Here is an 18,145-nt window from a genome sequence, read left to right as displayed (position 1 = left end):
TCCGAACGATTGTTCGGATTTTCTAATGAGATGACTTTATTAATTTCTTCAAATAAGCTATCTGTCCTATATGGTAAGCGTTGTGTGAAGTGACATTGGCAATGATTGCCCACCAATGGGCTGTAACAGGAAATCCTTCGACATATTGATCCAATAATTCATTGGTTGTTAGGAGTTTTTGCCAGTGTTGTAACTTAACTAAGAGTGAAGCTTTTAAATCTGAAAAGTTTTTTCCCTTAGGAACGAAAAAGCTCCAATCGTTATTTTCGATTCGTTGAACTGCCCCAACATTATTTTCTTTAAAGCGAATATGCCAAACTTCATTCCAGTAAATGAGATGTTGTGTTATTTCGGCTATGCTATGACTTTTATCGTTTGGCTTCATAAACGCTTCTTCTTCACTAATTTCATCAACCGTTTGCAAGAAGGGGGTATACCAACTAGGATCGTCTGCATTTGCGGCTAACTGATCTAATAATACTTCTCTCGCCTCAGCCATTCATCTTCCTCCTAATGAATTTTCACTTTATGCAAAAGCTATTATTCGTTTATGGACAAAATATAAGCCGTTTCTTTGCCAAAATGATGTCCACTATTAATGAAGCCCACCGCTTTAAACAGAGCAATACTAGCATGATTTTCACGATGAATACCTGCAATAATAAGTGGTTTTCTAGCTAACTGTTTCATTTCTGTCACGATAAGTTTTAATGCTTGCTTGGCATATCCCTTTTGTTGATGACTATCACAAATCATAATACGATAAATCCAATACCCATTCAGTTCTTCTAGCTGACGATTATACATAACAAAGCCAATGATTTGCTGATTTACTGTAATCGCATAGGTTTGTAAAGTTGGTTCAAACTGTTGTTGAATGATAGAGGTAGCATTACTTTCCACAAATTTACTCTGCTCTGTTGTAACATGTAATGATGCAACTTCGTACCAATTCTCTTTTGTGATTGCAGTTAAATGAATTTCACTCATAACGTGCACTCTTTTTCTTATTCGTTGTTTTCATACGTTTCTTTTCTTGTTGCGCACGGCGTTTCTCGAGCATGATTAACTCTCGTTCTAGTTTAAAGTAGCTGCTAAGCCTCTTCTCAGTTATTTTTCCTTCATCAATTGCTTGTTGTACGGCACATCCCACTTCTTTATGATGAGAGCAGTTTCTAAATTTACATTGCTCACTTAGTGCTTGAATATCTGTAAAGCTCTCCCCTATATTTATATCATCTTCCCAAAGTTGAAATTCACGCATACCTGGTGTATCGATGATATATCCGTCACCTAATTGAATTAATTCCCTATGGGTTGTGGTGTGACGACCTTTCTGATCATCTTCACGAATATTGCCCACCTTCATCCGTTCCTCATTCGTTAGTAAGTTAATAAGTGTAGATTTCCCGACACCAGATGATCCCACAAATGTACCAGTTTTGCCTCCAATTAAGTAATCTTTAATGACCTCTACAGATTCAGGTTGAAACATACTAACCATTGTGAAGTCGACGCCAAGTAGTAATAATTGATCCAAAATCCATCCTTTATCTTCACAAAGATCAGCTTTTGTTAAGATAATAATAGGTAAAGCTCCAGAATGTTGTGCTGCAACTAAATAGCGCTCGATTCTTGCTATATTAAAATCTTCGTTCATGCTTGTAACAATGAATAAATAATCAATGTTAGTAGCGATAATTTGTTCCTTCACAGCAACTCCGGCAGTTTTTCTTGAAAACTTGCTCGTTCGTGGTAAAACTTCTTTGATCATTGCTTTATCTTCATTTGGTAATTGGTGAAACACAACCCAATCACCAACCGCTGGATAGTCTGCCTCATGTTGAACTTGAAAGTGATAGTTGCCAGGGAGGCTAGCGGGTAAAAAGGTTTGCTCTTTTGTCAATATTTTGTACATATGGTTATAGGCGATAGCAATTCGCCCGATGAGTTGTTTTTCATGCTTTTTTTTCAAATTCTTTTCCTCCATTTTTGTGATAAATAAAAAACCTTATGACCCGCAATTAAAGGATCATAAGGTTTATCCGCACATAAATGAAAGAAATGAATAATAGGGTATTAACCTATTTCCAATGAGCATGATAAATATGAAAACTTTAATTGCTTCGGTATGAAAAAGTCAATTAGATTCATCATGCTCACCTACTTTCAATATTTAGTAGCTTTAGTATATAATGCTATTTGAAAAATAGCAATAATTATTTTTTTTAGAAAAAGGAAGGCGCCTTTATATGTACGAAAATTACATATAAAAGCGTCTATAGGCTATTTCTTATTGAGGTTCAAATGTTTTACAGTCAGTTTCCTTGCTCGTAGATGCCTGGTCTCGATGGCTGACTACATAAATTTGATCAGCACCACATAGATTGCCTTTTTCCCAGAAAGTACAATTATTGACTTCACACAATACATCTTTTGCCATCATTTTCACTTCCTTTTAGAAAAATCTTCAGATGGGTTTCACCATCATCACTATTCTTACCATAATTGGCTGATGATATAATCATAAGTTTTTTCAAAAAAAGGGAGAGTAAACTAATTATCGCTAACTCAGATATAGGTAGTTACATGCTTTATTAGTCCGAAACCTAATACGATTTCCTCTTAAAGAAAAAATAAGAACCAAAGCATTTATTTGCTCTGGTCCTACTATTAGTTAGTTTAAACCTTTTTCCAGGTTATCAATATTTCTTTCCATTAATGTAAAATAGTTTTCTCCTTCATTAATATCTGCTTCAGTTAAGACAGCAAGATTATGAAGCTGTAAGCTCTCGGCACCGATTTCAGATTGAACGATTTCAGTTAATTTAGAGCTAACATTTTGTTCGAAATAAATCGTGTCTAAGGTATTTTCATTTGCTGTTTGAATAATATTTTGCAATTGTTTTTGGGAGGGTTCACTAGATGTACTAAGCCCGGCCACACTTATTTGTTCTAATCCATAACGAGATTCCCAATAACCATAGGCTGCATGAGAAACGATGAATTTGTTTTTATCTGCATTTTCAACCATTGAAGTAAAGTTATCATTTAATTCATTAAGTTCTTCATTGAGTTTATCAAAGTTTGCAGTAAATTCTTCTTCATGCTCTGGAAGGGCAGTAATTAATTGTGTTTGGATTTCCTCTGCTAATTGCTGTCCGTATACTGGATCAATCCAAACATGGGGGTCAACATCGCCATGATCGTGACCATCATGACTATGACCATCATGGTCGTGATCATGTTCATGATCATGATCATCGTGTTCGTGCTGCTCTGTTTTTTCTATTGCAAGATGTTCCCCAGCGGCAACCATTTTAACGCCTTCATTACTTAAGATATCTTTCGCTTGATCAACAAATCCTTCTAAACCAAGGCCCAAATAGATAAATAAATCAGAATCGGCCATTTTAATCATGTCCTTTTGTGAAGGTTCGTAAGTATGTTCATCAGAACCGGGAGGGTAAACAGTTTTTACATCAACAAGGTCTCCACCGATTCTTTCTGTGAAATATTGTAATGGGTAGACTGTAGTATAAACAGTTAAAACTTCTTCTGATGATTGTGATGTCTCCTTGTCACTCGCTGTTGAATTTGAGCATGCAGCAAGGATGAAAATAAAAGGAATAAGTAAAATAGATAATTTCTTCATATGTTTCTCCCCTTAATGTATCAAATCGTATTTATTACGATTTATTTTTCATATTAATACGTAACCGTTCCGATTCACATATGTAATCATACAAAAACTAAATCGAAAAATCAAGTATAAAATTTGTTAAAATGGATACTATTTTGTATCATAAAAGAAGAGCAAGCGATTTAACACATATTTAACAATATACGTAGTGGAGATGAAAATAATGAGTCTTTTACAAGAGGTATTAGCATTTAATAAGGAGTTTGTGGAAACAGAGCAATATCGTGAATATGCCACAACGAAATATCCAAACAAACGAATGGTTATTTTAACATGTATGGATACAAGATTGGTGGAACTATTACCGAAAGCATTAAATGTAAAAAATGGTGATATAAAAATCGTCAAAACAGCAGGGGCACTTGTGAGTCATCCATTTGGCAGTATAATGAGAAGTATTCTCGTTGCGCTGTATCAATTAAAAGCAGACGAGGTATTAGTTATCGGTCACCATGATTGTGGGATGAGTGGCATGAATGCCAATGCAATGATTGAAAATATGAAGGAAAGAGGCATTTCAGAAGAAACAATTTCTACTTTGAATTATTCCGGTATTGATATTGAGAGCTGGTTAGAAGGCTTTAATAAAGTAGAGGACAGTGTCGCACATAGTGTAGATATGATTAAGAACCACCCGCTGATTCCAGCAGTACCAGTACATGGTCTTGTCATCGATCCTAGTACGGGCAAACTGGACTTAGTCGTGGATGGATATGAGAAGAAATAAGTTATTTGCTTTGTTTGCGAGTTGGCCATTCTTCGGGCACGAAATCAACCCCACCAGGATGGAATGGGTGACATTTTAAGATTCTTTTAATAGTTAAATATCCGCCCTTTATTGCACCAAATCGTTTAACTGCCTCTAATCCGTAATTGGAACAAGTAGGGTAAAAACGACAAGTAGGTGGCTTGATGGGTGAAATGGCTACTTGATAGAATTTAAAAAATCCAAGCATGATTTTTTGTAACATATGGACCTTCCTTTGAAAAAAGTTGCTCTTTTAGCACCAAGATATCATATAATAGGGTGAAAAGTCCAAATCATTGACTATATATTTAAAGTTGATGAAATTAGTCGGATTTTATAGTATAATAAAGGCAATGATGATAAAGGAGTGTATTTTATGCCATCAGTTGAAAGTTTTGAATTAGACCATAACGCTGTCAAGGCTCCATATGTGAGACATTGTGGCGTGCATAAAGTAGGAACAGACGGAAAGATTAACAAATATGACATTCGTTTCTGTCAGCCAAACAAAGCGGCTATGAAGCCAGATTCTATTCACACCCTTGAACATTTACTTGCGTTTAACATTAGAACACACGCAGAGAAATATGATCATTTTGATATTATTGATATTTCGCCAATGGGTTGTCAAACAGGCTACTATTTAGTTGTAAGTGGTGAGCCAACAGTAGAAGAAATTATCGACCTTTTAGATGCAACAATGAAAGATGCTGTTGAAATTGTAGAAATACCAGCAGCAAATGAAAAACAATGTGGTCAAGCGAAGCTACACGACCTAGAAGGTGCAAAGAAGTTAATGAAATATTGGCTTTCTCAATCAAAAGAAGAATTAAAGCAAGTATTTGCTTAAGTGGTTCTCCTTCCATCATATTTGATGGAAGGTTTTTTATTTTCCCTGAAGTGGTCACTTTTGACATTGTTACTTCACCCACGCAAACAGAAAGTATAAACCTTCTCTGAACCAAGAGCTATTTTAAATCTAAAAGACGAAGAGGAATTAAATCTGTCGCTCGTATAAATGAATATCCACTTCAGTTCTTACAGGTCATTTCCCTTCCACCTTTATTTTTTATTAAAATTTATCTAGATTTTATAGAGAAACTGGAGGAAAAATTTCAGTTAGCAGTAAGATGAAGAATATAAGTCCGATAAGAAAAAAAGTGAGGGAAGCGATAAAGAATGGTCCTCGTCTAAATATAGTTGGTGGTTCTACAAATGGTGAAAAGCCCGTTTCTGCACGAGTTTTAGCATCTTGTTGCTCCTTGATGTAAGAGAGCCCTCCAGAAAAGTAAATGCTTGTGATAAGAAATACTATGCCCGTAAAGAATATGACTTCAATAAAGCGCACAGAAAACTGAGAAGAGAGAAAATAAGTGATACCTGTTTCGATGGCAAAGGTAATGAGGAAAATAGTCCAAAACTTTATCTTCATCAACAAGACTCCTTTTTTATCCATATATCCCTATTTTATGTTATTTATTACCATAAATCTATACAAAAAACCACCGACTCACAGAATCGGTGATAGTAGGCGCGATATAGATTCCTTGAACTTAATATAAAAGGAACGGTTATTGTAATCATCTAATGTAAGGTTACGTGATACTCTTACATCATTATAGAAGCTAGCTGCTACTTCCTCAGCTATCTTGCGGTCATAAATAAAGGCATTGACCTCAAAGTTGAGCCTAAAGCTTCGAACATCGATGTTGGCTGTCCCAACAGATGCAATTTCATCATCAATTACGATTGTTTTCGCATGAATAAAACCATTATCATAAATTAGCACTTTTGCTCCAAGTTTTAATAATTCGCCAATGTACGAATAGGTAGCCCAATAAACAAACATATGGTCAGGTTTGTTAGGAATCATAATTTTTACATTCACACCTGACAAAACAGCTATCCTAAGCGCATCAACAACACTAGCATCAGGTATAAAATAAGGAGTTTGAATAAGGATGGTTTCTTTTGCGGACATAATCATTTTTATATAACCAAGTTTGATTTGTTCGAGTTCGTTATCTGGTCCACTTGCTACAATTTGCATAGGGATACGTCCCTTTGTAGTGATAGGGGGATAATACTCCGGTAAATAGTGAATATCATGACGATGTGAAGCTTGATTCCAGTCAAGTATAAAGCGTGTTTGTATCGCATAAACTGCGCTTCCTTCTATCCTTAAATGTGTATCTCGCCAATAACCGAATTTCTTATTTAAACCTAAGTATTCATCTCCAACATTAAAGCCACCAACATAGCCAATTTTGCCATCAATAATTACTAGCTTGCGATGATTACGATAATTTAACCGTAAATTAATAAAGTGGAATTTAGAAGGAAAGAACGCCTCAACCTCTCCACCAGCCTCACGTAAGCTCTTAAAAAACCGTTTGGTTAAACTTCTTGATCCTAAATCATCATATAAAATGCGGACCTTCACACCTTCACGGGCTTTTTTATTCAGAAGTGTGATTAGCCTTTTGCTTAATGCATCCCTTCTTAAGATATAGTATTGCAGATGGATATGGTCAGTAGCGCCTTCTATATCTTTAAATAGGGCATCGAACTTGTCTTTGCCATCTGTATACATTTGTATAGCATTATCTTGCGTAAGTACAGCATCATTATTTACTAATTGCATATGAATGAGGTCATAATGATTTTGAACTTGCTCATTCTCTGCAGGCAAACTGCGATTATGAAGCGCTGATATTTGCATTTTGAGCATTTCATCAATGCCTATTTTCTTACGATCTTCCCATTGAAACATTTTCTTCTTTTTGGAGAAGTTTTGTCCGAATAATAAGTAAATGGCAAACCCGAGTAGCGGGATAAAGAACAAAACTAGTAACCACGCCCATGTGGATGCGGCGTCTTTTCGTTCAAGAAAAATAACGACAATGGCAAGAATCATATTTAAAAGGTAAATGAGTCCAATAAATATGGAGTAAATATCCATAGAAGTGCAGATTCCTCTCAAAAAGTATTAGTGTTACTTTATATCCTTGTCCTCTTGATTGGGTGCCTTATCCTCTTCTGAAAGAGGTTTCGGAAGAGGATCTACGGTATGTTTGAATGTGTAAGCTTTGGATGTTGTCATTACACTTAAAATAAGGATTGTAAAGACAATAATAATTGATATCATAATGACAATAATATAAGTCATAAATAGTCTCCCCCTTTACAAAAGCTATTTTACCATTTCTCTCTTTTAATCTGAACTAAAATATCTTTCCTTATCCGATAGTTATGTGTTTGAAAATTGGATAAGCGGGTATCTTATAAGTGGAGGTTGATAAATATGAGCGAAAAATTAATCCAATCAGTAAACAAACAAGTAGCAAACTGGACTGTAATGTATGTGAAGTTACATAACTACCATTGGTATGTTAAAGGAAGCAACTTCTTCGTATTACATGAAAAATTTGAAGAACTATATAACGAAGCTAATGACCATATTGACGAATTAGCGGAAAGAATACTTGCTTTAGGTGGAAATCCTGTAGCAACAATGAAGGATTGCTTGGATACGGCTTCTATTGAAGAAGCAACAGGTAAAGAAGACGCAAGAGACATGGTACAATCTGTATGGAGTGACTTCGATAAAATGTTAGATGAACTACAAGAAGGTATTGAACTAGCTGATGAAGCGAAAGATGAAGCCACTGGTGATATGCTGATTGCAGTTAAACAGAGTGTGAAAAAACATAACTGGATGCTTAAAGCATTTTTAGGATAAGCGGAAAAAGATCTCTTTTAAGAGGTCTTTTTTAATTTTGGGAAATATAAAATGTGCAGGGAGAGACGATATGAAAGAATGTGGAATATGAAAAGAGCCGAATGAAAAGGAAATCTGAAATTGCGAACCTTAGTGGGCTGAAAAGAGCCGAGAATAGTTGTTAAACTGGAATACGAACACAAGAAAGTGTAAAGAACCTAGAACTCCAGCATTGATCCGACTAAACTGTGGATTTCTGTCGAGATGAGTAGGGATATGAGTAGTTGCCCGACTAAACTTTGTTTTTCCGTTGAGATGAGTAGTTGCCCGACTAATCTTTGTTTCACCGTCGAGATAAGTAGCGATTCGTTGAAATGCCCGACTAAACTGTAGATTTTCGTCGAGATGAGTAGGGATTCGGGCAAATGCCCGACTAATCTGTGGATCTCCGTCGAGATGAGTAGCGATATAAGCAGTTGCCCGACTAAACTATGTTTTTCCGTTGAGATGAGTAGTTGCCCGACTAATCTTTGTTTCGCCGTCCAGATGAGTAGCGATTCCATCATCTGCCCGACTCAACTCTGCATCCCCATCCTGATGAGTCGTAATTCCATCATTTATTTGAATCAATATCAAGTGAGAGAAGACCAAGATGCTTCTAACATGCCACTAATTAATTTGGCAAATATAGCAAGTTAAATGGGTGAATATTCAGCTTCACTTTTAAACATGCCACCAAGTTTATCCTTATTTCCCTAATCCACCACTTTCTGTAACATGCCACTTTTTTATCAGAAGCCTATGTAGACTCAATGATAATTTTGAGGCTTTGTAAAATCACTTTCTGCAAATTTTCCTTTAAGGGATTCAATAACATAAAGCCCCATTAAATTATATAGTTCTTGGTTATCCAGTTCTTCAATTAATGTAAGGATATCTTCTCGGGACATTTCCTCTAAGAAAGCAAACGTAAGCATATCAATATCTTCTTCGTCCCCTGTAAGCTTATTACGATAATAGTCGTACAGTTCATCAATAATTTTCATTATTTGCACCTGCCCATTTTCTTCTTATTTTACGTTTAGTATATGTTAAGTTCATGGTTTTGCTCATTTTTCGTATAAATTCATTCATAATGAGGGAAACAAATAATAAGAAGAAAGGGGCTGAAAGTGTGGATCAGAAGAAAACTTATTATATTACGGTGAATGATGGTGAAATCTCACAAAGTTCTACTTCCTCATCATGGAATTTTAAAATAGAGGCAACTGATGATGAAATTATCGAATTGAGAGAGTTGTTTGATCAAAATTACTCAACAGAATGGGAAGGTTTTTTCCGGGCTCATGTTCCTTATTTACAGTATCATTTCGACAGGCAAAATGATAAGTATGATGATGGTTTGACGCAAATATATAGCGCCATTTATCGATTAGGCGATGAAGAAGCTAAAAATCATATTGTCAATATGGGGATTCTTCCCCCTGAACAACAATAAAACTGTGCTCTAAACACCGTTATAAATATTGACGGTGTTTTCACCTTTTCCTGTACGTTACGTTTCTTTCCAAGTAAAATATACCAATAAGTATATGTAAAGTGAGAGGATTAAATGGAATATTTTATCGATCAAAACGGGAATCGTGTAGCACTCTCATTTAATGAAGAAGGATTTGAAATGGAGCCGCGTCATGTGTTGGTGTTATGTAAAAAAGGCGATGACTGGTTATTAACGAACCATAAAGAAAGAGGGTGGGAGTTTCCCGGTGGAAAGGCTGAGGAAGGAGAAGATATATATACAGCTGCAAAGAGAGAAGTAAAGGAAGAAACCGGAGCAGTCTTGTCTTCTATTGAACATATTGGTACATATCAAGTAATGGAAAAACATCGTTCCTTTATAAAGGCAATCATGTTTGCAGAGGTTGATTATTTACAAATAGTAGACCATTATTTCGAAACGGATGGTCCAAAATGGGTAGCGATTAATCAGCTCATGAGAGAGATTCATCAACCTAATTATAGCTTTATAATGAAAGATCGAGTAGTCGAGAGAAGTGTAGCTTATCTACAAAATCGCTTGAAATAAAGGGCTGCACGCTCATGCAAGCCCTTAGTTGTTTTTTATTAATTTCTTCTCTAAAAATTCTACTGCTTGATACATAATGGTAGCTAATACAGCTATGACAAGCAGAGAGAGCATAACTAAAGTAAAGTTAAATACTTGGAATCCGTAAATAATCATATAACCTAATCCTTTAGAGGCGACGAGAAACTCCCCGACAATCACCCCGACCCAAGATAAGCCTACATTGACTTTAAGTGTGGAAATAATTACAGGAAAGGATGACGGAAGAATGGCTTCCTTAAAAATTTGGAAGCGGGTTCCACCAAAGGTTTGAAGCACTTTTATATAATTTGGATCCACCTCTCTAAAAGATGTATAAACGACGATGGTTGTGATAATAACGGAAATAATTGTTCCCATTGCTACAATCGACGTGAAGCTAGGTCCAAGAGCGACAATTAAAATCGGTCCTAAAGCCACTTTAGGCATACTGTTTAAAATGACGAGATAAGGATCTAGAATCTTAGAGAGAAACGGTGACCACCATAGAATCGCCGCCAATATCGTTCCCAATAATGTCCCTAAAATAAAACCGAGTATGGTTTCTGATAAAGTAAAACCTAAATCAAAAAACAGCGTACCATCTTGAACTTTAATTAAAAAGAGCTCCCATACTTTTGAAGGTGAACTGAAAATGAGAGGATCAATCCACTTGTTTCTACTGGCAATCTCCCAGCCTGAGAAGAAAATAAGAAAAATAACGAGTTGATAAAATCGTACCCAATACTTTTCTTTCTTAAGGGAGCGGATATACGCATTATGGAGTGCTTTTGTGTGACTCTTGTGATCCAAGGGACTCCATCTCCTTCCAAATCGTTTGAAAAATTTCTGCATTCATTGGGTGGTTTCTTGTATCGAATGGAGAGCATTCTCTTAATTCTTCAGGTATTTCAAATACTTTATGAATCTTACCAGGGCTTGGTGCGAATAAATAGATGCGATCGCTCATCGCAATTGCTTCGCCGATATCATGTGTCACAAGAATAGCTGTTTTTCCAAATGATTTTAATGTGTCAGATACAAGATTTTCTAAATGCAATTTTGTTTGATAATCGAGAGCGGAAAATGGTTCATCTAACATGAGAAGTTTAGGTTCGGTTGCCAGCGTCCTTACAAGTGCTACCCTTTGTCGCATGCCGCCTGATAATTGTTTTGGATACAATGACTCGACATCTGATAAGCCCATTTGTAATAATAAATCTTTTGCATAAGCTTTTCTTTCTTCATCTAAGTGATGATTGATCTTTAGACCCAAAAGAATATTTTCCTCAATGGTTTTCCAAGGGAATAGATAATCTTGTTGCAACATATATCCAATTTCACTTTTCAATGTAGCTACTTGTTTTCCTTCTAATTCTACACGGCCCTCCGTTGGTTGGAAAAGACCAGCAATGATAGATAACAAGGTTGTTTTGCCACATCCGCTCGGTCCTAAAAATGAAATGAATTCTCCTTCATTCACTTGAAGTGAGATATTAGAGAGAGCCGTCACTGCATTTGATTTCGTAAAGTAAGTATGATGAATATCTTGCACTTTTAAGAATGTCATCTTGCAGTCTCCTCTTTTTTTTCTGGATGGTTGAGCGAACAGAATCATTCTATCCGCTCCACATAGTACTATTCTTTAATCACTTTCTCAGCAATGGATGTGTTGACAAGAGTTTCATAATCCACTCGAGCAGGCAGTTCACCTGCTTCATCCATAATATTTTGCAAGTTCTCCCATTCTTCTTTTTCTAAAATAGGATCGGTCGCAAAGGACCCTTGACTTTTATAACGATCAATTGACATGGTTAAAATTTCTAAATCTGTATTATCAAAGTATTTTGTAATGATTTTAGCTGTTTCTTCTGCTGAATGTTCATCTACCCATTGTTGCGCTTTATAGATGGCACGTGTAAATTTCTCTACTGTTTCTTCGTTACCATTGATGAAGCTATCCTTTGTCATATATGCTGTATAAGGAAGGTGGCCAGATTCTTCACCGAAGGAAGCGACGATATGTCCAATGCCTTCTTTTTCAAACACACTCGCAGTCGGTTCGAATAATTGTACAAACTCACCAGTACCAGATGAAAAGGCAGGAGCGATATTGGCAAAATCAATATTTTGAATTAGCTCTAAGTCAGCATGTGGATCAATATCATGTTTTTTTAACGTATACTCACCAGCCATTTGCGGCATGCCACCTTTTCTTTGCCCGAGGAAGGTACTCTTCTTTACCATATCCCAAGTGAAATCTTGGATATCTTCCCTTGCAACAAGGAAGGTGCCATCTGTTTGCGTCAGTTGGGCAAAATTTATGACAGGATCATTTGCTCCTTGCGCCTGAACATAAATGGATGTTTCAGAGCCAACAAGAGCAATATCAATACTATCGGATAATAGCGCAGTCATCGTTTTATCGCCGCCGGCAGTGGTGGTTAACGTAACATCCAAACCTTCCTCTTTAAAAAAACCTTTTTCAATTGCAACATATTGGGGAGCATAAAAAAGAGATCTTGTGACCTCACCGATACGTATTTTTGTCACATCCTCTTTTCCACAAGCTGCAAGAGGAATGAGTAGAACAGAAATACAGAGAAGCATGAAGCTCCATTTAAGCCATTTTTTCATTTGAGAACCTCCTCATTCAATGTTTCTTAGATTTTTGCATCTAAACTATCTTATGAGGGTGACAAATTTGTGTGATTGCCCATGTGAAATTTTTACTATATGTAAAGGAGGGAAAAGCATTGATAATCGATAAATGGCGGTTTCCATCTCCGCATCCTCAAGTGAAATTATCAATCATTACATACTTATCTAATGATCTAAAAATCAAAGGTCTATTAGCTGAACCAGAAAATAAAAACGTATCAGAAGGTTTTCTATATTTAAGAGGTGGGATTAAGAACGTCGGTAAAGTGCGCCCTAGTCGGATTGTACAGTTTGCCCTCCAAGGTTTCATTGTATTTGCGCCTTTTTATCAGGGCAATCAAGGAGGGGAGGGAAATGAAGATTTTGCAGGTGATGATCGTTATGACGCTTTTTCAGCTTTTCAACTTTTAGCAGAACACCCTCGGGTTAAAAGGGTACATGTCTTTGGGTTTTCTAGAGGAGGTGTAATGGCGTTATTAACAGCCTTACATATGCCTAAAGCGGCTTCAGTTGTTACGTGGGGTGGTGTTAGCGATATGTTCCTCACATATGAAGAAAGAGTGGACTTGCGTAAAATGATGAAACGAGTCATCGGTGGAACGCCTCATAAATACCCAGAAAGATATGAATATCGCACACCATTATATGAACTTAATCAACTGCAAGCAAATGTATTAATTATTCATGGTGTCTTAGATCATAATGTTTCTGTCGAGCATGCCTTCCGCTTAGAGAAGCGATTAAAAGAGTTAGGTAAACCTGTAGATACATGGTATTTCAAAGAATATACGCATTATTTTCCGCCAGCTATTAATAGACAAATTGTCCGTGATCTTGGGCGGTGGATGAAAGAACAATAAGCTTTATTGTATAGAGATTGTAAGATACAATAGTAATATAAAACTCGATGAACAAGGAGCAAAACAATTATGGGTATGCCTTTAGAATTAAATACAATGATCGTTACGAAAGGAAGAGAAGAGAGGCTAAATGAAAACCTTTTTACATTAACAAAAGAAGGATACCGCCTCTACCCACTAAATATTCCACTTGAAGTAAAGAAAACAAGAGACGGTGAAATCAGTGGAATGGGAAGCATCCAAAAGTTAGAAATGGAAAATGATTGTACGAAAATCTTTTATCAACTGATTTCGCTAAAAACTACAAATTAAAAATTGGCCCGACTGCTTTTGCAGTGTTGGGCTTATTTTGTATACAAATGTCTATTGAAACTTTGCATGAATATAAGTATTTATTAATCGGTGACCATCAACAAAAGATCATCGTTTCTTAAGTTAGCAGCTAATTTGTAGACTCATAAAGGGCGAATATTGGATACATAGGAAAGATAGTGAGTGGTGGCTATATGAAACAAGCAGTCGATTGCAACTTGGTGAGATTAGCTAATCGATTGACTTAAGTTAATCGCACTTATTAGAAATCGAAGCCGGTTGAACCGGTATTTTGACCCTCAAAAATAAACAGTGAGTGATGAGTGAAGTGAAATTATTGAAACAAAAAACCTTCGAGTCGGATGCTCGAAGGTTTTTTTAATTAAGCGATAGGACCGCCTTTTTCAGCGATTTCACTAGAGATATTACCGAATTTCTTGAAGTTTTCACGGAATTCATTAGCAAGTTCTTTTGCTTTTACATTATATGCATCTTGGTCTGGCCAAGTTTTGTTAGGCAATAGTACTTCATCTGGAACACCAGTTACATGTTGAGGAATTTCTAAACCGAATACTTGGTCAGTTACTGTCTCAACAGAATTTAGTTCGCCTTCTAGAGCAGCTTCAACCATTGCTCGTGTATAAGCAAGCTTCATACGGCTTCCTACACCATATTCTCCACCAGTCCAACCAGTGTTTACTAGGAATACTTTCGCGTTATGCTCGTCAATTTTTTTACCAAGCATTTCTGCATACTGTTGAGCTGGTAATGGTAAGAATGGTGATCCAAAACAAGTGGAGAAAGTCGCTTGTGGTGAAGTAATACCACGCTCAGTACCAGCCAGCTTAGAAGTGTATCCACTTAGGAAGTGATACATTGCTTGTTCTTTATTCAATTTAGAGATTGGAGGTAATACACCAGAAGCATCAGCTGTTAAGAAGATAATAGTATTCGGGTGACCTGCAATACTCGGGTCAACAATATTGTCAATTGCTTGTAATTGGTAAGCCGCACGCGTGTTTTCCGTTAGCGTATTGTCCGCATAATCTGCTACGCGTGTTTCTTTGTCTAATACAACATTCTCAAGTACAGCGCCAAAACGGATGGCATCGAAAATTTGTGGTTCTTTTTCACGTGTAAGGTCGATACACTTCGCATAGCAGCCACCTTCAATGTTGAATACTCCATTTGGAGACCAGCCATGCTCATCATCACCGATTAAACGACGGTTGGGATCAGCTGATAATGTTGTTTTACCAGTTCCGGAAAGGCCAAAGAATAAAGCAACATCACCTTCGCGGCCAACATTGGCTGAACAGTGCATAGGGAGAATTCCATTTTCAGGAAGCATGTAGTTCATAACAGAGAAAATAGATTTTTTCATCTCACCAGCATACTCAGTACCACCAATAAGTACAATACGGCGTTCGAATGAAACGATGATAAAAGTTTCTGAAGCTGTACCGTCAACTGCTGGGTCTGCTTTGAAATTAGGTGCTGAAATAACTGTAAATTCAGATTCGTGATCTAATAAATCTTCTTCTGTAGGACGAATAAACAATTGGTGTGCAAAAAGGTTATGCCAAGCATATTCATTAATTACTTGGATTGGCATACGGTGTTTTTTATCCGCACCAGCAAATCCTTTGAATACGAAAACTTCTTCTTTCTCTTTTAAGAAAGCAATCACCTTGTTGTATAAGTTATTGAAGACTGCTTCAGAAATTGGTTGGTTCACACTTCCCCAGTCAATTTTATCTTTAGAGCTTGCTTCTTCAACAGTATATTTGTCTTTAGGTGAACGACCTGTATACTTACCTGTTGTCGCGCGAATTGCACCAGTAGATGTAAGAACACCTTCGTTTCTGTTTAATACTTTTTCAACTAGTTGCGGCACAGATAATTGAACTTGGATGTTTTCGCCTTTTAGTAAATCATTTAACTCAGTTATCGATACAGAATTCATCTGATGAATACCTTCCTTTATATAATATTATTTAAGAGATATGCATCTCAGTCGCTATTTGTGATTATTTCTTCAAAAATAGTATAACACATTTATTCATTCAGTCTATACTATATAAATCATTTTTATATAATTAATGAAATTGTCACAAATACAGGCAGTATTCATTATAAATAGCTTTTGCAAATTTAAAAAGGATAATCAGCAAATTTAATGTAATTTTTATATATATTAAGGAAAAAGAACGGTATGATCTTAACTAAAATTATCCGTTATCAAAACTAAAGTTTATAGAGTCGGATATGACAATTTTTACATTGAATTGTTAATGAAAAACATTTGACTATATTCCATGTGTAAGTTATGATGAATCCTTGAACGGATACTCTCTTATCCCGAGCTGGTGGAGGGACAGGCCCTATGAAACCCAGCAACCTGCCAACTACATTTTCATGAGCAAAGGTGCTAACCTGATGCAAGGATTTATTACTCACTATCCTTGAACGATAAGAGTGAAAGGCGCGAATCATTTTGCTTCAACCTTTTCACTAAATCAGAGAAGAGGTTTTTTTTCATGCTTTTTAACATGATGTTGGCGAATACGAGGAGCGGCTTTTGGAATGTACTATTTATGTATGGGAAAAAGACCAACCATTTTATTCTCAATATTCCAAGTTAGCGCATAGGTTATTAAGGGTATGAGATAAACATTGGCCCATAAATAATGAAGATTCAAATAAGGGAATGAGTTCCGTATCAAAAATAAAGACTATAATAAAGTCTTATTGATTCGATAAATAAGGAGGAAGTCAGATGTCAACAAAACGTAGATTGTTTACTTCTGAATCAGTAACTGAAGGTCATCCGGATAAGATCAGTGACCAAATATCTGATGCAATATTAGATGCTATTTTATCACAGGACCCAAATGCGAGGGTTGCTGCGGAAACGTCTGTTACTACAGGTCTTGTATTGGTTGCAGGAGAAATCACTACATCCACATATGTAGATATTCCAAAAATCGTTCGTGAAACCATTAAGGAAATTGGTTATACACGTGCAAAATATGGCTTTGACTCTGAAACATGTGCTGTATTAACTTCTATTGATGAACAGTCAGCTGATATTGCTATGGGTGTAGACCAAGCATTAGAAGCGCGTGAAGGACAGATGACTGATGCAGAAATTGAAGCCATTGGTGCTGGAGATCAAGGTTTAATGTTTGGCTTTGCATGTAATGAAACAAAAGAGCTTATGCCATTACCTATTTCATTAGCTCATAAACTTTCTCGCCGTTTAGCTGAAGTAAGAAAAGAGGAAATCTTACCTTACCTTCGCCCAGATGGTAAAACACAAGTAACAGTAGAATATGATGAAAACAACAAACCTGTACGTATTGATACAATTGTTATCTCTACGCAGCACCATCCAGAAATTAGTTTAGAGCAAATTCAACGCAATTTAAAAGAGCATGTAATTAACCCAGTTGTTCCTACTGAATTAATTGATGAAAACACAAAATACTTCATCAACCCAACAGGTCGCTTCGTTATTGGTGGACCTCAAGGTGATGCTGGCTTAACTGGTAGAAAAATTATCGTTGACACATACGGCGGTTATGCACGTCACGGTGGTGGTGCATTCTCTGGTAAGGATGCAACGAAAGTTGACCGTTCAGCTGCTTACGCAGCTCGCTATGTAGCAAAGAATATCGTTGCTGCTGGACTAGCTGACAAAGCGGAAGTACAATTAGCATATGCAATTGGTGTTGCTCAGCCGGTATCCATCAGTATTGATACATTTGGAACTGGAGTAGTATCTGAGGATGTTTTAGTTGAAGTTGTTAGAAACAATTTTGACCTCCGTCCTGCTGGCATTATCAAAATGCTTGATTTACGCCGTCCGATTTACAAGCAAACAGCTGCTTATGGACATTTTGGTCGTACAGATATTGATTTACCTTGGGAGCGCACAGATAAAGCGGAAGAATTGCGTAAGGAAGCTTTAAAATAAATTAGAAAATTATGGCTGTAGAAAACTCCTTTAATGAGTTTTCTACAGTTTTTTTAT

Annotated in this window: 22 protein-coding genes and 1 riboswitch; of the genes, 8 read left to right on the top strand and 14 right to left on the bottom strand. The window is 36.4% G+C overall.

The annotated features are described in order from the left end of the window. Positions 1–22: 22 nt before the first annotated feature. The 5 genes from MKX78_RS18485 to MKX78_RS18465 form a co-directional block, all read right to left on the bottom strand. A complete protein-coding gene (locus tag MKX78_RS18485) occupies positions 23–499 on the bottom strand; it encodes a DinB family protein (protein ID WP_095372146.1) in 477 nt (158 codons plus the stop codon). 41 nt (positions 500–540) lie between these two features. Further along, the gene (locus MKX78_RS18480; protein ID WP_095372147.1) at positions 541–990 is read right to left on the bottom strand and encodes a GNAT family N-acetyltransferase; all 450 of its coding nucleotides are present in this window, start codon (positions 988–990) and stop codon (positions 541–543) included. Next, positions 983–1,975 carry a ribosome small subunit-dependent GTPase A gene (rsgA, locus tag MKX78_RS18475; RefSeq protein WP_341051848.1) on the bottom strand — a complete coding sequence of 331 codons (993 nt, stop codon included), beginning with the start codon at positions 1,973–1,975 and terminating at the stop codon, positions 983–985. Before rsgA ends, MKX78_RS18480 begins: the two co-directional genes overlap by 8 nt. Positions 1,976–2,293: 318 nt before the next feature. Further along, a complete protein-coding gene (locus tag MKX78_RS18470; protein WP_095372149.1) occupies positions 2,294–2,443 on the bottom strand; it encodes a DUF1540 domain-containing protein in 150 nt (49 codons plus the stop codon). Positions 2,444–2,677: 234 nt separating this feature from the next. Beyond that, on the bottom strand, positions 2,678–3,655 hold the full coding sequence (locus tag MKX78_RS18465) for a metal ABC transporter solute-binding protein, Zn/Mn family (protein WP_095372150.1): 978 nt from the start codon (positions 3,653–3,655) through the stop codon (positions 2,678–2,680). Between the two features lie 211 nt (positions 3,656–3,866). On the opposite strand from MKX78_RS18465, the gene MKX78_RS18460 reads away from it, so the two are divergent. Next, positions 3,867–4,430 (top strand): beta-class carbonic anhydrase, encoded by a 564-nt coding sequence (locus MKX78_RS18460; protein WP_095372151.1) that lies wholly within the window; start codon positions 3,867–3,869, stop codon positions 4,428–4,430. 1 nt (position 4,431) lies between these two features. On the opposite strand, the gene yidD is transcribed toward MKX78_RS18460, so the two are convergent. Continuing rightward, complete coding sequence (yidD, locus tag MKX78_RS18455; protein WP_095372152.1) at positions 4,432–4,674, bottom strand: membrane protein insertion efficiency factor YidD; 243 nt, start codon at positions 4,672–4,674, stop codon at positions 4,432–4,434. 153 nt (positions 4,675–4,827) lie between these two features. Between yidD and MKX78_RS18450 the strand changes: the two genes are divergently transcribed. After that, positions 4,828–5,301, top strand: coding sequence for an S-ribosylhomocysteine lyase (locus MKX78_RS18450; RefSeq protein ID WP_095372153.1), 474 nt, complete (start codon positions 4,828–4,830; stop codon positions 5,299–5,301). Positions 5,302–5,541: 240 nt separating this feature from the next. Here the strand turns inward: MKX78_RS18450 and MKX78_RS18445 are convergent, their stop codons facing one another. From MKX78_RS18445 to ytzI, 3 genes are all read right to left on the bottom strand, one after another. Next, a complete protein-coding gene (locus MKX78_RS18445) occupies positions 5,542–5,883 on the bottom strand; it encodes a hypothetical protein (RefSeq protein ID WP_341051843.1) in 342 nt (113 codons plus the stop codon). Between the two features lie 78 nt (positions 5,884–5,961). Further along, complete coding sequence (gene cls / locus MKX78_RS18440; RefSeq protein ID WP_095372155.1) at positions 5,962–7,413, bottom strand: cardiolipin synthase; 1,452 nt, start codon at positions 7,411–7,413, stop codon at positions 5,962–5,964. 33 nt (positions 7,414–7,446) lie between these two features. After that, a complete protein-coding gene (ytzI, locus tag MKX78_RS18435) occupies positions 7,447–7,620 on the bottom strand; it encodes a YtzI protein (protein ID WP_095372156.1) in 174 nt (57 codons plus the stop codon). Positions 7,621–7,755: 135 nt separating this feature from the next. On the opposite strand from ytzI, the gene MKX78_RS18430 reads away from it, so the two are divergent. Further along, entirely contained in the window at positions 7,756–8,193 is a 438-nt protein-coding gene (locus MKX78_RS18430; protein ID WP_095372157.1) for a Dps family protein, read from the top strand. A 788-nt stretch (positions 8,194–8,981) separates the two neighbouring features. On the opposite strand, the gene MKX78_RS18425 is transcribed toward MKX78_RS18430, so the two are convergent. Next, positions 8,982–9,218: a DUF6154 family protein gene (locus MKX78_RS18425; RefSeq protein WP_095372158.1), complete on the bottom strand. Its 237-nt coding sequence runs from the start codon at positions 9,216–9,218 to the stop codon at positions 8,982–8,984. Positions 9,219–9,307: 89 nt separating this feature from the next. On the opposite strand from MKX78_RS18425, the gene MKX78_RS18420 reads away from it, so the two are divergent. Together MKX78_RS18420 and ytkD are read left to right on the top strand one after the other, a co-directional pair. Then, positions 9,308–9,670, top strand: a complete 363-nt coding sequence (locus tag MKX78_RS18420) for a hydrolase (protein WP_095373621.1) — start codon at positions 9,308–9,310, stop codon at positions 9,668–9,670. 114 nt (positions 9,671–9,784) lie between these two features. After that, positions 9,785–10,258, top strand: a complete 474-nt coding sequence (ytkD, locus tag MKX78_RS18415) for an RNA deprotection pyrophosphohydrolase (protein ID WP_341051840.1) — start codon at positions 9,785–9,787, stop codon at positions 10,256–10,258. Between the two features lie 24 nt (positions 10,259–10,282). On the opposite strand, the gene MKX78_RS18410 is transcribed toward ytkD, so the two are convergent. The 3 genes from MKX78_RS18410 to MKX78_RS18400 all read right to left on the bottom strand — a co-directional run bounded on the left by MKX78_RS18410 (position 10,283) and on the right by MKX78_RS18400 (position 12,913). Then, positions 10,283–11,089, bottom strand: a complete 807-nt coding sequence (locus MKX78_RS18410; RefSeq protein WP_224938834.1) for an ABC transporter permease — start codon at positions 11,087–11,089, stop codon at positions 10,283–10,285. Beyond that, positions 11,055–11,846 carry an ABC transporter ATP-binding protein gene (locus MKX78_RS18405; protein WP_095372161.1) on the bottom strand — a complete coding sequence of 264 codons (792 nt, stop codon included), beginning with the start codon at positions 11,844–11,846 and terminating at the stop codon, positions 11,055–11,057. Before MKX78_RS18405 ends, MKX78_RS18410 begins: the two co-directional genes overlap by 35 nt. A gap of 68 nt (positions 11,847–11,914) precedes the next feature. Continuing rightward, positions 11,915–12,913 (bottom strand): ABC transporter substrate-binding protein, encoded by a 999-nt coding sequence (locus MKX78_RS18400; RefSeq protein WP_328198827.1) that lies wholly within the window; start codon positions 12,911–12,913, stop codon positions 11,915–11,917. A gap of 119 nt (positions 12,914–13,032) precedes the next feature. Between MKX78_RS18400 and MKX78_RS18395 the strand changes: the two genes are divergently transcribed. Together MKX78_RS18395 and MKX78_RS18390 are read left to right on the top strand one after the other, a co-directional pair. Next, positions 13,033–13,797 carry an alpha/beta hydrolase family protein gene (locus MKX78_RS18395; RefSeq protein ID WP_095373622.1) on the top strand — a complete coding sequence of 255 codons (765 nt, stop codon included), beginning with the start codon at positions 13,033–13,035 and terminating at the stop codon, positions 13,795–13,797. A gap of 69 nt (positions 13,798–13,866) precedes the next feature. After that, positions 13,867–14,109 carry a DUF2584 domain-containing protein gene (locus tag MKX78_RS18390; RefSeq protein WP_095372163.1) on the top strand — a complete coding sequence of 81 codons (243 nt, stop codon included), beginning with the start codon at positions 13,867–13,869 and terminating at the stop codon, positions 14,107–14,109. Positions 14,110–14,491: 382 nt separating this feature from the next. Here MKX78_RS18390 and pckA read toward each other — a convergent pair whose 3' ends face one another. Next, positions 14,492–16,075, bottom strand: a complete 1,584-nt coding sequence (gene pckA, locus MKX78_RS18385; RefSeq protein ID WP_095372164.1) for a phosphoenolpyruvate carboxykinase (ATP) — start codon at positions 16,073–16,075, stop codon at positions 14,492–14,494. Positions 16,076–16,462: 387 nt separating this feature from the next. Further along, positions 16,463–16,588: riboswitch (SAM riboswitch) on the top strand. A 300-nt stretch (positions 16,589–16,888) separates the two neighbouring features. Between pckA and metK the strand changes: the two genes are divergently transcribed. Beyond that, complete coding sequence (gene metK / locus MKX78_RS18380) at positions 16,889–18,088, top strand: methionine adenosyltransferase (protein WP_095372165.1); 1,200 nt, start codon at positions 16,889–16,891, stop codon at positions 18,086–18,088. Positions 18,089–18,145: the final 57 nt, after the last annotated feature.

This window comes from Cytobacillus sp. FSL R5-0569, assembly GCF_038007265.1.
Lineage (GTDB): Bacteria > Bacillota > Bacilli > Bacillales > Cytobacillaceae > Cytobacillus > Cytobacillus kochii.
Note: the sequence above shows the minus strand (reverse complement) of the source record. Positions and strands in the feature narration are given on the sequence as shown.